The sequence below is a fragment of the Aminobacter niigataensis genome (assembly GCF_014200015.1).
Lineage (GTDB): Bacteria > Pseudomonadota > Alphaproteobacteria > Rhizobiales > Rhizobiaceae > Aminobacter > Aminobacter niigataensis.
The window spans coordinates 58,023-71,166 of the sequence record NZ_JACHOT010000006.1 but is presented as its reverse complement, the minus strand read 5'-3'; the positions used below and the strand labels follow the sequence as shown (position 1 = coordinate 71,166).

Annotated in this window: 13 protein-coding genes; 12 read left to right on the top strand and 1 reads right to left on the bottom strand. The window is 63.1% G+C overall.

What is annotated here, in order from left to right:
• The first annotated feature begins 68 nt into the window (after window positions 1-68).
• Genes GGQ99_RS19480 through GGQ99_RS19465 form a run of 4 tightly spaced genes read left to right on the top strand, consistent with a single transcriptional unit; the run spans window position 69 to window position 3,642 of the window.
• On the top strand, window positions 69-1,127 hold the full coding sequence (locus GGQ99_RS19480) for an ABC transporter ATP-binding protein (RefSeq protein ID WP_183263819.1): 1,059 nt from the start codon (window positions 69-71) through the stop codon (window positions 1,125-1,127).
• Window positions 1,124-1,978 (top strand): ABC transporter permease, encoded by an 855-nt coding sequence (locus GGQ99_RS19475; protein ID WP_183263818.1) that lies wholly within the window; start codon window positions 1,124-1,126, stop codon window positions 1,976-1,978. The genes GGQ99_RS19480 and GGQ99_RS19475 overlap by 4 nt, the downstream gene beginning before the upstream one ends.
• 3 nt (window positions 1,979-1,981) lie before the next feature.
• Window positions 1,982-2,821, top strand: a complete 840-nt coding sequence (locus GGQ99_RS19470) for an ABC transporter permease (RefSeq protein ID WP_183263817.1) — start codon at window positions 1,982-1,984, stop codon at window positions 2,819-2,821.
• A 17-nt stretch (window positions 2,822-2,838) separates the two neighbouring features.
• Window positions 2,839-3,642 (top strand): glycerophosphodiester phosphodiesterase, encoded by an 804-nt coding sequence (locus GGQ99_RS19465; RefSeq protein WP_183263816.1) that lies wholly within the window; start codon window positions 2,839-2,841, stop codon window positions 3,640-3,642.
• 73 nt (window positions 3,643-3,715) lie between these two features.
• On the opposite strand, the gene GGQ99_RS19460 is transcribed toward GGQ99_RS19465, so the two are convergent.
• Window positions 3,716-5,038 carry an MATE family efflux transporter gene (locus GGQ99_RS19460; protein ID WP_183263815.1) on the bottom strand — a complete coding sequence of 441 codons (1,323 nt, stop codon included), beginning with the start codon at window positions 5,036-5,038 and terminating at the stop codon, window positions 3,716-3,718.
• Window positions 5,039-5,563: 525 nt separating this feature from the next.
• Between GGQ99_RS19460 and GGQ99_RS19455 the strand changes: the two genes are divergently transcribed.
• From GGQ99_RS19455 to GGQ99_RS19420, 8 genes are all read left to right on the top strand, one after another.
• A complete protein-coding gene (locus GGQ99_RS19455; RefSeq protein WP_183263814.1) occupies window positions 5,564-6,655 on the top strand; it encodes an extracellular solute-binding protein in 1,092 nt (363 codons plus the stop codon).
• Between the two features lie 245 nt (window positions 6,656-6,900).
• Window positions 6,901-7,887 (top strand): ABC transporter permease, encoded by a 987-nt coding sequence (locus GGQ99_RS19450; RefSeq protein ID WP_108610145.1) that lies wholly within the window; start codon window positions 6,901-6,903, stop codon window positions 7,885-7,887.
• Window positions 7,887-8,681 (top strand): ABC transporter permease, encoded by a 795-nt coding sequence (locus GGQ99_RS19445; RefSeq protein WP_108610146.1) that lies wholly within the window; start codon window positions 7,887-7,889, stop codon window positions 8,679-8,681. The genes GGQ99_RS19450 and GGQ99_RS19445 overlap by 1 nt, the downstream gene beginning before the upstream one ends.
• A complete protein-coding gene (locus GGQ99_RS19440; protein WP_108610147.1) occupies window positions 8,681-9,766 on the top strand; it encodes an ABC transporter ATP-binding protein in 1,086 nt (361 codons plus the stop codon). The genes GGQ99_RS19445 and GGQ99_RS19440 overlap by 1 nt, the downstream gene beginning before the upstream one ends.
• A 97-nt stretch (window positions 9,767-9,863) precedes the next feature.
• Window positions 9,864-11,363 (top strand): NAD(P)-binding domain-containing protein, encoded by a 1,500-nt coding sequence (locus GGQ99_RS19435; RefSeq protein ID WP_183263813.1) that lies wholly within the window; start codon window positions 9,864-9,866, stop codon window positions 11,361-11,363.
• 9 nt (window positions 11,364-11,372) lie between these two features.
• The gene (locus GGQ99_RS19430; RefSeq protein ID WP_183263812.1) at window positions 11,373-11,873 is read left to right on the top strand and encodes a CMD domain-containing protein; all 501 of its coding nucleotides are present in this window, start codon (window positions 11,373-11,375) and stop codon (window positions 11,871-11,873) included.
• On the top strand, window positions 11,870-12,445 hold the full coding sequence (locus tag GGQ99_RS19425; RefSeq protein ID WP_183263811.1) for a peroxidase-related enzyme: 576 nt from the start codon (window positions 11,870-11,872) through the stop codon (window positions 12,443-12,445). Before GGQ99_RS19430 ends, GGQ99_RS19425 begins: the two co-directional genes overlap by 4 nt.
• A 43-nt stretch (window positions 12,446-12,488) precedes the next feature.
• Window positions 12,489-13,103 carry a helix-turn-helix domain-containing protein gene (locus GGQ99_RS19420; protein WP_183263810.1) on the top strand — a complete coding sequence of 205 codons (615 nt, stop codon included), beginning with the start codon at window positions 12,489-12,491 and terminating at the stop codon, window positions 13,101-13,103.
• The last annotated feature ends 41 nt before the right edge of the window (window positions 13,104-13,144 follow it).

Below are 13,144 nucleotides of genomic sequence, written 5' to 3'. Positions count from 1 at the left end.
TCTCCCCCTCCCCAAAGACAGCGGCGGTGGTGCCTTCGGGTGCCGCCGCCAATGGAAACGGATTGAAGATGAAACCCTCGCTCTCCATCCGACAGCTCACGAAGCAGTTCGACTCCAACCTGGTGCTGAAGGGCATCGATCTCGAAGTTGCGGCCGGACGCTTCGTCGTGCTGCTTGGCCCATCCGGCTGCGGCAAGAGCACGCTGCTCCGCACGATAGCCGGAATATCCGACCCGAGTTCTGGCGGCATCTGGCTGAAGGATCGCCGCATCGACGCCATGCCGCCGGAGCAGCGCAATTTCGGCCTGGTGTTCCAGACCTATGCGCTTTTCCCCCACATGAGCGTCGAGAAGAATGTCGCCTTCGGCCTGGAAATGCGGCGCGTAAACAAGCGCGACATCGCGCACCGTGTCGCGGCAGCCTTGGAACTCGTCGGCCTCGCCGACTATGCCAAGCGCCTGCCCAAGCAATTGTCTGGCGGACAACAACAGCGTGTCGCGCTCGCTCGCGCAATCGTCATCGAGCCGGATGTGCTGCTCTTCGACGAGCCGCTCTCCAATCTCGACGCCAAGCTGCGCGACACATTGCGCGACGACCTGCGCGCGTTGCAGCAGAAGCTCGGCGTCACTTCGATCTATGTCACCCACGACCAATCCGAGGCAATGGCGCTGGGAGACGAGATCGTGGTCATGAAGAATGGCGAGATCGTCGAGCGCGGAACGCCGATCGACCTCTACCGTCGCCCGGCCTACCGTTTCACGGCCGAGTTCCTCGGCATGACCAATGTCATCGAAGCCAAGCTTCGCGACCGTGCCTGCCAGTTGCCCTGGGGCGACGTGCGCGAGTTGGAGAATCCATCAGAGCGCGATGTCGAGGGTGTCGCGATACGGCCCGAAGACCTCGCTATCGAGGCCGTCGAGACGGATCATCATGGCGTGGTCGAGCAGGCAATGTTCATGGGTGCGGCGACACATTACTGGATCAGAGCGGCCGGCAAGACCTTGAGGGCGATCACATCGGGCGGACGCACTGCAATCCTGCCCGTCGGCCAGAAGGTCCGACTGGTGCCGCCGCCGATGCTGCATTTGTTGCGGGCGCACCATCCCCTGCAAGAGGTGGCGGCATGAGCGGGAGCAAGGTCAAGACCGCGACGCTGCTGCTTTGCCTGCTTCCCGGCGTCGGCTATCTGCTGGCGCTGTTTGGCCTGCCTCTGGTGCGGGTCCTGTCCGGCAGCTTCACCGAGCGCGGCTCCGAGGGGCCGACGCTCGCGACCTGGGCCGAGCTGTTCGGCAATCCCGTCTACATGGACGGGCTTTGGTTCTCGCTCTGGCTGGGCATCGCGCCGACGATCGTCAGCTTGTGCATCAGCCTGCCCCTGTCGGCGCTGATGCAGGCCAACGAGACGAGCCGTAAGCTGTTCGGCACGCTCTACAAGATCCCGCTGGTGGTGCCGGGGATCGTTGCCGGTTTTCTTGTCCTCGTCATCCTCGATCGCGGCGGGATGGCCGGGCGCTTGCTGGCACCGCTTGGCGTGACCATGCCCCGCCTGGTGCGCGATGATTGGGGAGCAGGCGCAATCATCGCATTGTCGTGGAAGACGGTGCCGTTCATGACGCTGATCATCGCGGGCTCGATGGCAGCGATCAGCAAGGATGTGCTGTCGGCCGCCCGGACGCTGGGCGCGAACCACCTTACCGTGCTGCGGCGTATCCAGCTGCCGCTGGCGCAACCCGGCGTCACCGCAGCCGTCCTGCTGAGCTTCATCGGCTCGCTTGGCTCCTACGTCATCCCGAGCCTGCTTGGCCCCAGCTACCCGCTGCCGCTCAGCGTCCACATGTTCTCCGAAGGCTTCCAGCAAGGGAATTGGCCGATGGTCTACGCCATGGGCACGCTGCTTAGTGCCATGGCGATCGCCGTGCTGCTCGCCTACTACGCCATCATCGGCTCGTTGAGCCGCAACGACACCGCGAGGGGCTAGGCTATGAGCGGATCTCCTCGTGCCAGGCGCAACCAGGCGCTGATCGGCTTCGGCCTGTATGCCTACCTGGCGCTGACCCTGGCCTTCCCTGTAGCCATCGTTGCTCTTTGGGCCTTTTACGACCCCGCGGTCGGTTGGTTTCCACCCGACATCATTCCGCGCTCGTTCTCGCTTTCGGCCTGGCGAGAGGTGCTGGCTGACCGCAACGTGCTGCCCGCAGCAGCGCTCAGCCTGTTTGTTTCGGTGGTCGTCACGGTGCTGACCGGGTCCCTGGCCTTCCCGACCGCCTGGGCGCTGGCGCAGTTTCCGTTCCGGCTCAAGCGACTGGTCGAGATTTTCGTGCTGGCGCCAGTGATCGTCCCCGGCATCGTCGTCGCGGTCAGCCTTGGCGAGATATTCTTCCGCTTCGGCCTGGCCGGGACGGTGCTCGGAGTCATCCTGGTGCAGATCGTCGGCACGCTGCCGTTCATGATCCGCATCCTGACCGCCACCATCGAAGGGATTCCGCGCGAGTTGATCTACGCCGCGCGTACGCTCGGAGCGTCGCCTTTCGTTGCGGTCACCCGCATCGCCTTGCCGCTTGCTTGGCCGGGTTTCGCCGCCGGAGGCCTTCTGACCTTCATCGCCTCGTTCGAGGAGTTCGAAAAGAGCTTCATGGTCGGGGCGCCGAAAGTGCGCACGCTTGCCGTCCAGCTCTGGAGCTATCTCGGCGGCGAGGTGCTGGTGCTGCCGACCGCAGCCGTCGTCACCCTTATCCTTCTCACCCCGATGCTGGTCATCTTCGTGCTCGCCGAACGTATCGGCAAGGACGACGTCATGGCCGCCGGCCTCGGAAAACTTTAGTCCCCCAGGAGTCTATAATGCCCAATCCCTTCCTTGCCCGCGAAACCGGGTTCATTCGCCTCTGTGGCCACCGCGGCCACAACATGACGGCGCCCGAAAACACATTCGCCGCCTTCCGAGCAGCGCATGAACTCGGCGCCACCAGCATCGAGATCGATACCGTGCTGACGGCCGATCGCCAGATCATCGTCCTGCACGACCTGCTCGTCGACCGCACCAGCAACGGCAGCGGTGCCGCCCGGGAAATGACGGCGGCCGAGATCGCAGCACTGGACGCCGGTTCGTGGTTCGACCCGCGTTTCGCCGGGGAGAAGATACCCACGCTGGCCGAGACGATCGCCCTGGCGCACGAGCTCGACCTGGTGCTCGAGGTCGAGATCAAGGAGAAGGTGAATCTCGACGCCTATTACGAGGCGCTGGAAGCCGTGGTTGCAAATCCGGCAGATCGCGACCGAGTGATGATGATCTCGTTCGACCACGCCAGCCTCAAGGCCGTCAAGGCTCGTATTCCGGGGCTGCGAACCGGCGGTATCGCACATGAGCGCTACTCGGACCCGGTCGCCGTGGCACGGATGTCCGACCTCGATGAACTCTGCATCGATCTCGACGTCTTCGATCCCGCCGATGCCGCAGCGCTCCACGATGCCGGCATTGCCATCCGCTGCCATGCCTACAAGCCAAGCGCGTGGGAGGAGGCCCGGCGCGCCGGTCTTGGTTGGGATGAGAACCTGGCGGCCTGGCTGAAGGGCGGTCTCATAGACACCCTGTCGGGCGACGATATCGGCTGGCTCAAGAACTTTGTAGATTCCGCGCTCAAATAGCCTTCTCGGGTTCCGCTGATGGCGTCGCGAGGACCGCATCGAAAACGCGGTCCTCGCGACGAATTCGCATGGCTCAGAGCGCGGCGAATATCCGTCGGAGGTAAAGTCCGAGCGTCAGGGTTCTGGCAAGCATCAGCACGATCATCGCCAGCCACAAACCGTGGTTGCCCCAGAAGTGCTGGAGGGCGTAGGCCGCGACCAGGAAGACCACCGTGGACACGAACATGCTGTTGCGCAGTTCGCGCGTCCGGATCGCGCCGATGAAGACGCCGTCGAGCATGTAGCTGCTCACCGAGATCAGTGGCAGGGCGATGACGTAGGGCAGGAACGTTTCGGCCGCCAGGCGGACATCCTGCTGGTTGGTCAGGAGCGAGACGATGGTTGGACCGCCCAGCCAGTAACAGACCGAAAACAGTGCTGCGACCAATCCCGACCAGATGAACGCTGCCTTGATGACACGGTAGAGCGCGTCCTTGCGGCGCGCCCCGATGACCGAGCCGACGAGCGTTTCTGTGGCATGGGCAAAACCGTCCAGCCCGTAGGACATGATGCCGTGCAGGTTGAGCAGGACGGCGTTGGCAGCGAGGATCGCGTCGCCCTCGACGGCGCCGCTGCGGGCGAACCAGCCGAAGCAGACCAGCAGGAACAGGCTGCGCAGGAATATGTCGCGGTTGACCGCAAACAGCTGGCGCAGCGCTGCCCCATCCAGGATGTCGCGCCAGGGCAGCGGGCCGACGGCGCTGAACGGCCGGACGATCATCAGGCCGGCGCCGAATGCAATCCATTCGGCTAGCGCCGTGCCGGCGCCGATGCCGGCAACGCCCCAGTCGAAGACGAAGACGAGCGTCAGCGTCGCGGCCAGGTTGATCACGTTGAGCGCGACTTGCAGCGCCAGCGACACCATTACCCGCTGGCGGCCGAGCAGGTAGCCAAGCAGGACGAAATTGCCCAATGCAGCCGGCGCCGACCAGATCCTCGCCGAGGAATAGGCGACAGCACTCTCATAGACTGCTTCGCTGCCGCCAAGGAGGGAGAGGCCGATTTCGATGATCGGCTTTTGCAATATGACGATGATCATGCCGCCGGTGGCCGCAACAAGAAGCGCCCTTAGCAGGTGCTTGCGCATCAGGACGGCATCGTCGGCACCCCAGGCCTGGGCGACGAGACCGGTGGTGGCCATGCGCAGGAAGCTGAAGCTCCAGAACAGGAAATTGAACAGCACGCCGCTGAGAGCGACGCCGCCGAGGTACCACGAGCCGGGCAGGTGTCCGGCGACCATGGTGTCGACCAGGGACAGTACCGGCTGGGCCAGGTTGGCCAGGATGATCGGAAACGCCAGCATGATCATCCGGCGGTTCCAGTTTTCCTGGAGTTCGAGAGGGGCGGAAATGTTCATTGTGTGCAAATGTCCGTGCAAGTGGGCAGCGAAGTTGAGTATTGATGTCCCGATAGCCTCAGGTGTCTGGCCCGTGGTTGTCGGTTGAATTGCCGGCGCCTGTCCGAGTACTTTCCATCCTTGCTCATGCCCGGCGTCGCGAAGTGAAATGACGGCGCCGCAGCGTCTCTCTGTGCGACGGGAAGCGGTATCGCGGTAGTGGCTATTCGGACAAATCGAATGCCGGAAGGGCCGCTGATCCCAATCATCCCTGCGGATCAATTGTCATTTTTCCAAGAGGCAGCTTGACATTCGTCCGGTTTAGAGAAAAGTTCCAGTTTATTGGAAATTTATAGCGGCATACTGGATGATCGCAAGGCGGTTGTTCAACAAGCCAGCGGATTTCCAGGTGGGAGGCGCCACAATTTCTTCAGTTTTGAACCGGCAAGCAACAATGCTGCCGGAGCGGGAAGTATTGTGCGCTGATTTGCTTGCTCGGTTAGTGGGTAATTACAAAGAAGGGGAATGACAGTGAGTAAAATTCTTATGACGAACCGGAGAAACGCGCTGAAGCTGCTGGGCGGTGGCGTGGGCGCGCTTGCCGTTCCGTACATCATCAGTCCGCGTCCGGCTGCCGCCGCAGGCGTGCTGAACATCACCACCTACGACAAGTTCCTGCCACAGGAATTCCTGGACAAGTTCCAGAAGGACACCGGCATTCAGGTCAACATCCGCCTGACCGACGACCAGGGCAAGCAGTACAACCTGCTCACCGCCGAAGGCGCCAATCCCTCGACCGACATCGTCACCGTTGCCGGCCACCGCTATTCGCAGTTCATCAGCTCGAAGCTGCTGCAGCCGCTCGACACCGGCAAGATCGCAAACTGGAAGAACCTCAACACCGCTTACCAGGATGCGCCCTGGGCGCGTGTCGACAACAACCTCTGGGGCCTGCCGATCCTCGCCGGCTACGAGGGCCTCGCCCGCAACGTCGACTACGTGAAGGACGCGCCCAGCTGGGAGATCATGTTCGACCCACAGTACAAGGGTCAGACCTCCTATATCGTCAGCGATTTCATGACCATCGTCATGCAGTATCTCGGCCATGACGGCGACTTCGTCAGCTATGTCGACAAGGCCGACGTGGCGCAGAAGGCGACCAACGAAGCGCGCGACTTCCTGATCAAGAACAAGGACATGGTGCGTAAGTACTATGACGCGGGCTCGGAAGTGCAGCAGATGTTCATCAACGAGGACATCTACCTCGCCCATTCGTGGTCTGGCCCTGCCGCCAAGCTGATCATGGATGGTCATCCGATCCAGCTGTCGGTGCCGAAGGAAGGCACGTTCGGCTTCTGCTACACGCTCAACGTAGTCAACAATGCGCCGAACGCTGAGAACGCCTACAAGCTGCTCGACGCTGTGCTGGCAAGCCCGGAAGTGGGCGCTGCGATGACCCGCCAGTCGGGCTACAGCTCGACCATCAACGGCGTCGGCGACCTGCTCAACGATCGCGAAAAGCTCGCCGCGACGCTGCCGCAGGAAGAGCTGGAGCGCGTCGTCTTCTTCTCGTCGGTCAACCGCGACATGAAGAACGAGATGATCGACCGCGCCACCGCAGAGGTCAAAGCGGCCTGACGAGGCAACGAAGCCTCTCGACCTGTCCCGGAGCGCTGCGACGATCTCCGGGGCAGGCAGCCCGCTTTCGCAGGCCTGTTCAGTGCATGACCCGAGCTACCAAAGGGCATGCACCGTTCACAGTTTTACTGCGTCCCATTGCGCATCCGGGGGCGGATGCGGCGCTGTAATCCAACAACGCGCAATGACCGACGGCCGATCATGTCATGCGGCACCGGTCGGGTTGCGCCAACCGAGATTGTTTGATGGTGAGTAGCAACACGACAGCCGGCTATGCGGGAGGGCGCGACGCGTCCGTGCCCAAATATTCGACCGGCATTGCCAAGGTGGTAAACTCCGCGCTCTACCGGCATACGCTGGGGGCTGCGGTGGAGTCGCGCATCGGCCGGGTCATGCTTCTGACTGGTGTGCCGCTGATCTGGCTGGTCATGATGCATGTCGGGCCGATCTATCAGATGCTGAAGATCAGCCTGTTGTCCCACTACCCGGTCCAGCCGGGCGTGGAGTCGCGTTTCACCCTCGATAACTACGCGATCTTCTTCAAAGAATCGCTCTATTTCACGCCGCTGATCAAGAGCTTCATCTTCGCCACGACAGCGACCGCGGTCACCCTGGTGGTCGTCTATCCGGTCGCCTACTACGTCGCCAAGATCGTCAAGCCGGAGGGGCGTTCCAAGGCGCTGCTGCTGCTGCTGGTGCCGTTCTGGGCCGGCGAACTGATCCGCACCTTCTCGGTCATCATGCTTCTGGCCAACCGCGGCGCGGTCAACGTGCTGCTGCGCGAAATCGGGCTGATCGACCGCCCGATCCCGATGCTCTACACCTCCTTCTCGCTCGGCTTCGGCCTTGTCTATCTCATATGCCTCTACATGCTGCTGCCGCTCTATTCGGCGATTGAGAAGATTCCTTCCCAGTATCTCGACGCGGCGGCCGATCTCGGCGCCGGTCCGTTCACGCGCTTCCGCAGGATCATCCTGCCGCTGTCCAAGGACGGGATCGTGTCAGGCTGCTCGCTGGTGTTCCTGACCTGCATCGGCGTCTTCGCTACGCCCATGCTGCTCGGCGGCCCGACCACCGTGCTGTTCCCCGAGACGATCAGCGGCTTCTTCCACGGCGCCAGCGACAAGTGGCCCGTCGGTGCCGCCTTCGCACTGATCATGCTGGTCACGGCCCTGATCACGGCCGGCATCTTCATGCGCCTCGTGGGCGGCAAAAAAAGGAGTGCATTCTGATGCGCAACATGTTTGCGGACGCTCCGCGCACGACGCTGACCGCGTTCTACTGGGCCTTCCTGCTCTATCTGCTCCTGCCGCTGACGCTGATGATGGCGATGAGCTTCAAGGACGCCAACTTCGTCGCCTTCCCGATCGGCGACTGGACGCTCGACTGGTACGCCAAGGTGATGCAGGACAAGCAGTTCCTGGAGGCCTGCCTGTATTCGGTGATGATCGCCGCCGCTTCGACGCTGGCCGCGACGACGCTCGGCACCTGGATCGCCATGCTGATCGTTGCCGAAGGCATCAAGGGCCAGGTTATCATCTTCGCGCTCGCCTGCCTGCCTGCCGTCGTGCCCGGCATGATCTCGGCGATCTCGCTGCGCATCTTCATCTCGACCATCGACATGCCGACGGGAACGGCCGCCATCATCCTTGGCCACACGGTGCACGCGGTGCCCTTCGTGGTGGTGATGGCGCTGACGCGGCTGCGCTCGATGCCGGGCAATCTGGTCGACGCGGCGCGTGACCTCGGCGCCGACAGCGTCGTTGCCTTCTTCCGCGTGACGCTGCCCTACCTGAAGCCGGCGCTGGTCGGCGGCATGATCTTCTGTGTGCTGTTGTCGATCGACGACTTTGTCCGCACCTTCTTCCTGGGCGGCTACCGCCCGACGCTGCCGATGCTGATCTTCGCCAAGGTGCAGGGCGGCATGTCTCCCGAAATCAACGCAATGGCGACACTCGTCCTGGTGGTTACCGCCGCCGTCGGACTTTACGCCGAATACCTGACCCGCCGCGCGAGGACCCGCTGATGCAACCCGTCGTCCAGTTCGACAACGTTACCAAGAGCTATGGCAAGCACGTTGCCGTCGAAAACCTGAACCTCAGCATCGAGGCGGGCAAGTTCGTCACCCTGCTCGGCCCCTCCGGCTGCGGCAAGTCGACCTCGCTGCGCATGCTCGGTGGTTTCGAAATGCCGAATTCCGGGCGCATCCTGCTCGGCGGCAAGGACGTGACGCGCGTTCCGCCCAACAAGCGCAACGTCAACATCGTGTTCCAGGACTATGCGCTGTTCCCGCATATGAGCGTCGCCAAGAACATCGCCTTCGGCCTTGAGCTCAAGGGGCTCGACAACCAGCAGATCCACCGCCGCGTATCGGAACTGCTCGAACTCGTCCAGTTGCAGGACTACGCCAAGCGCCTCCCGTCGGAACTGTCCGGCGGCCAGCGCCAGCGCGTCGCACTGATGCGTGCGCTTGCGCCCGATCCGGACGTGCTGCTGCTCGACGAGCCGCTGTCGGCGCTCGATGCCAAGCTGCGCCAGCAGATGCAGATCGAACTCAAGTCGATCCAGGAAAAGACCGGCAAGACCTTCATGTTCGTGACCCACGACCAGGAAGAGGCGCTGACCATGTCGGACACGATCGTGGTCATGAACAAGGGCAAGATCGAGCAGATGGGCGATCCGAACACGCTCTATGGCCGTCCGGGCAGCGTCTTCGTCGCCAACTTCATCGGCGAGACCAACCTCCTGCGCAGCACCGTTGTCGGCACCGAAGGCGATACGACGGCGCTGAACTGGAACGGTGTCACCATCAAGGCGGCACAGGGCGGGCTCGCGCCCAAGGCCGGCGATCACCTTTATGTCGTGCTGCGCCCAGAGGCGATCCATTGCTCGGCCGACGAACCGACAAGCGGCAATCGCATCAAGGGCAAGGTCCGCCAGCGCGTGTTCAAGGGTAATCACACCTCGCTTTCGGTCGAGGTTGCCGACGGTGCGGTTCTCAATGCGCTGGTCCACCCTTCCGACGTTGCCCAGCTCAATGGCGAAGACATCTGGGTCGGCTGGAAGCCCGAGACCACGACGGTCATCCCCGACCGCCACGCACACAACTGAGACGACAAACGGCCCGCGCCGGTGACGGATGCGGGCCGACAGCAGGCAGGGCAGGACATGCGAAATGACGATTTCGAGCGGACAGCGGGGGCGACCCATGGCGTATGACGTACAGGCGCCGCTTCAATCGGCCGCCGGCGGCCTGGCCGAACTCGAGCAGCGTGTTCACGACGATCTCGCATGCCTGTGCTACCCGCCGTCAAACTGGGTGGTGCCGACTGCAGTCGAGGGGGAGGAACAGGTCCACGACGTCGTCGTCATCGGCGGCGGCATGTGCGGCCTGGTTGCCAGCTTCGCGCTGATCGGCGCCGGCATCCAGAACATCCGCATCTTCGACCGCAGCCCGGTGGGCTTCGAGGGCCCGTGGCTGACCTATGCGCGCATGGAAACGCTGCGCTCGCCCAAGCAATTGACCGGCCCGGCCTATGGCATGGCGTCGCTGACCTTCCGCGCCTGGTATGTCGCGCAGTTCGGCAGCGAGACCTGGGCTGAACTCGACAAGATCCCACGCCCGATGTGGATGGAATACCTGCGCTGGTACCGCAAGGTGCTCGACCTGCCGGTCGAGAATGGCGTCGAGGTCAAGACCATCTTGCCGGAAGGCGAGCTGATGCGGCTGACGCTCAGCGGCGATGGCGCGCGCGAAAAATCGGTGCTGGCCCGCAAGGTGGTGATGGCGACCGGCCGCGACGGCATGGGGCATCCCAGCATTCCTGGTTTCGTCGACGGCCTGCCGGCGAAATACTGGGCGCATTCGTCCCATGACATCGACTTCGCTGCCCTGCGCGGCAAGCGTGTCGTAGTGGTAGGGGTCGGCGCATCTGCCGTCGACAATGCGGCCGAGGCGCTGGAGGCAGGTGCCGCGGAAGTCCGCCACCTCATCCGACGCAAGGAGATGCCCTGCATCAACAAGCTGATGGGCATCGGCTCGTTCGGCTTCACCGCTGCCTTCCCGCAACTGGGCGATGCCAGGCGCTGGCAGATCATGAACTACTCGCTGCGCACCCAGACCCCGGCACCGCGTGGCTCGACGATGCGCGTCAGCCGGCATCCGAATGCCTGGTTCCATTTCGATGCAGCCGTCGAAAAGACCGAGCTCGATGGCGACGAGATCGTCATTTCGACATCGCAGGGCAAGACGGTGCGCGCCGACTTCCTGATCCTCGGCACCGGCTTCGGCGTCGATCCGCTGGCGCGCAAGGAACTCGACGGCTACGCCGACAAGATCCTTCTGTGGCAGGACCGCTTCACGCCGCCCGAAGGCCAGGAAAACACCGAACTCGGCAATTACCCTTACCTCGCCAACGACTTCACCTTCCTGGAGCGCGAGCCGGGGCAGGCGCCGTGGCTTGCCAACATCCACAGCTTCAACTCCGGTGCTGCCGCCAGCCTCGGCAAGATGAGCGGCGACATACCGGGCATCAGCGAAGGTGCGGCATGGCTAGCGCGCGAGATCGCCGCCAAACTCTACACCGAGAATTTCGGCCAGTACTGGCAGCGCCTGCTCGACTACGACACGCCCGAACTGCGTGGCGACGAGTGGACGGCATCGCCCTTGCCGGACGAGGCGCGGACGGCCGTCCGCCAGCAGGCATAGGAGGACGGCATGGCCGACAACAAGGACGTGATCGCCGCAATCGTCGGCATCGAACCCGGTAGCGCGCTGGCCGAGGTGGTGGTGGGACGTGCCGACATCATGGCACTGACCCAGCAGACCCATGACGGGGCGTTGACGCCGGTCGAACCAGGCGGGCTGTCGCACGCCGAGCGTGCAGCACTTGCCTGCCGAATCGCCAAGATCAACGACGACAAGGATTTCGAGGAGCACTTCGAGGCGCTGCTCGACAAGGCCGGCGCTTCCGGCGCCACCGCACGCATTGCCGACATCTGGTTTGACGGCGGCAGCGACGCCCGCATCAAGGCACTGATCCGGCATGTCGACCTTGTGGCGCATGCGCCCAAGGATGCGACGCGGCGTGACATCGAGCTGCTGCAGGAAGCCGGGCTCACCGATGCCGACATCGTACGGCTGTCGGAACTCGTCGCCTTCGTCAGCTATCAGATCAGGGTTGCCGCCGGGCTGCGGCTGATGCGGGGGCTGGCATGAGCAAGGTCGTTCACGAATTCACCACCACCATTCCCGAGTGGAAGCCCTATGTGAAGCCGCTCGATCTGGCGGAGGCCAGCGCCGAGCAACTCGAAGCGCTCAAGGTCACGCCTTCCAACACCAAGGTGTCGGACTACGTGCTGGTGCTGGCGCATGACGTCGAGACGCTGACGCACCGCTCGCCGCTGTTCAACGGCGTGATGTACAACCGTGGCGGCCTTTCGCGCGCCGAGCGTGAGATTGGTGCTGTCGGCGCCTCGATCGTCAATCGCTGCATTTACTGCGCTGCGGTGCACGCCGGGCGCTACAACCAGATCACCAAGGACGAAACCGTCATTGCGGCGATCTTCGCCGATGGCGTCGATGCCGAGATGGAGCCCCGTCTCAAGGCGATCTTCGATTTCGCGGTCAAGCTGTCGAAATGTCCCTCCGATGCGGATGCTTCGGACATGCAGTCGCTTGTCGATGCCGGCTTGGGCAAAGACGAGATTCTCGACCTGATCCTGTCCTCGTCGCTGTTCGGCTGGGCCAACCGGCTCATGCACACGCTCGGCGAGCCGGTCGGAGAATGACCGGCCGGCACGCAAAGTAGATCGGTCAAGCGGGAGGAGAAGCATGAATTCGATCAATCCGCCCGAAATTGGGCCGCGCCTGCAGGCACACCGCAAGGAGCTGAAGCTCACGCTCAACGATCTGGCGACAATGTCGGGCGTGTCGCGCTCCATGTTGTCGGAGATCGAACGTGGCAACGCAAACCCGACCTACGGCACTCTCTGGCATTTGACGCGCGCGCTCAACATCGACCTCAACAGCCTGGTCAGCGGCGCCAGCGAAGAGCGCAGCGACCGTATCGACCTGCAGCCCGGCAACATGACGCCCACCATCCGAAGTGCGGATGGCAGCTGCACGATGCAGATATTGTCGCCCGCCGGCATGGTGTCGATGATCGAATGGTATCTCCTGAGCTTCGAGCGTGAGGGCAAGCTGGTTAGCGATCCGCATGGCGCCGGGACCATCGAGCACCTGCATTGCACGCAAGGCGAGATTGTTGTGCGCAGTGCCGGCAATGAAATGATCGTGCGGGCGGGAGAGACGGCGCGCTACGCAGCCGATGTGCCGCACTCCCTGACCAGCGTGGGCGCCGGCTCGGTCGGGGCGAGGGCGTTCCTGGTCGTGGCTTCGGCCGAAGTGGGAACCAACACACCCAGGGCGTTGATACGCCCGAAATGACGACCGGCCTCTCGGGGCCGGGATGATGATTTACCAGAAAG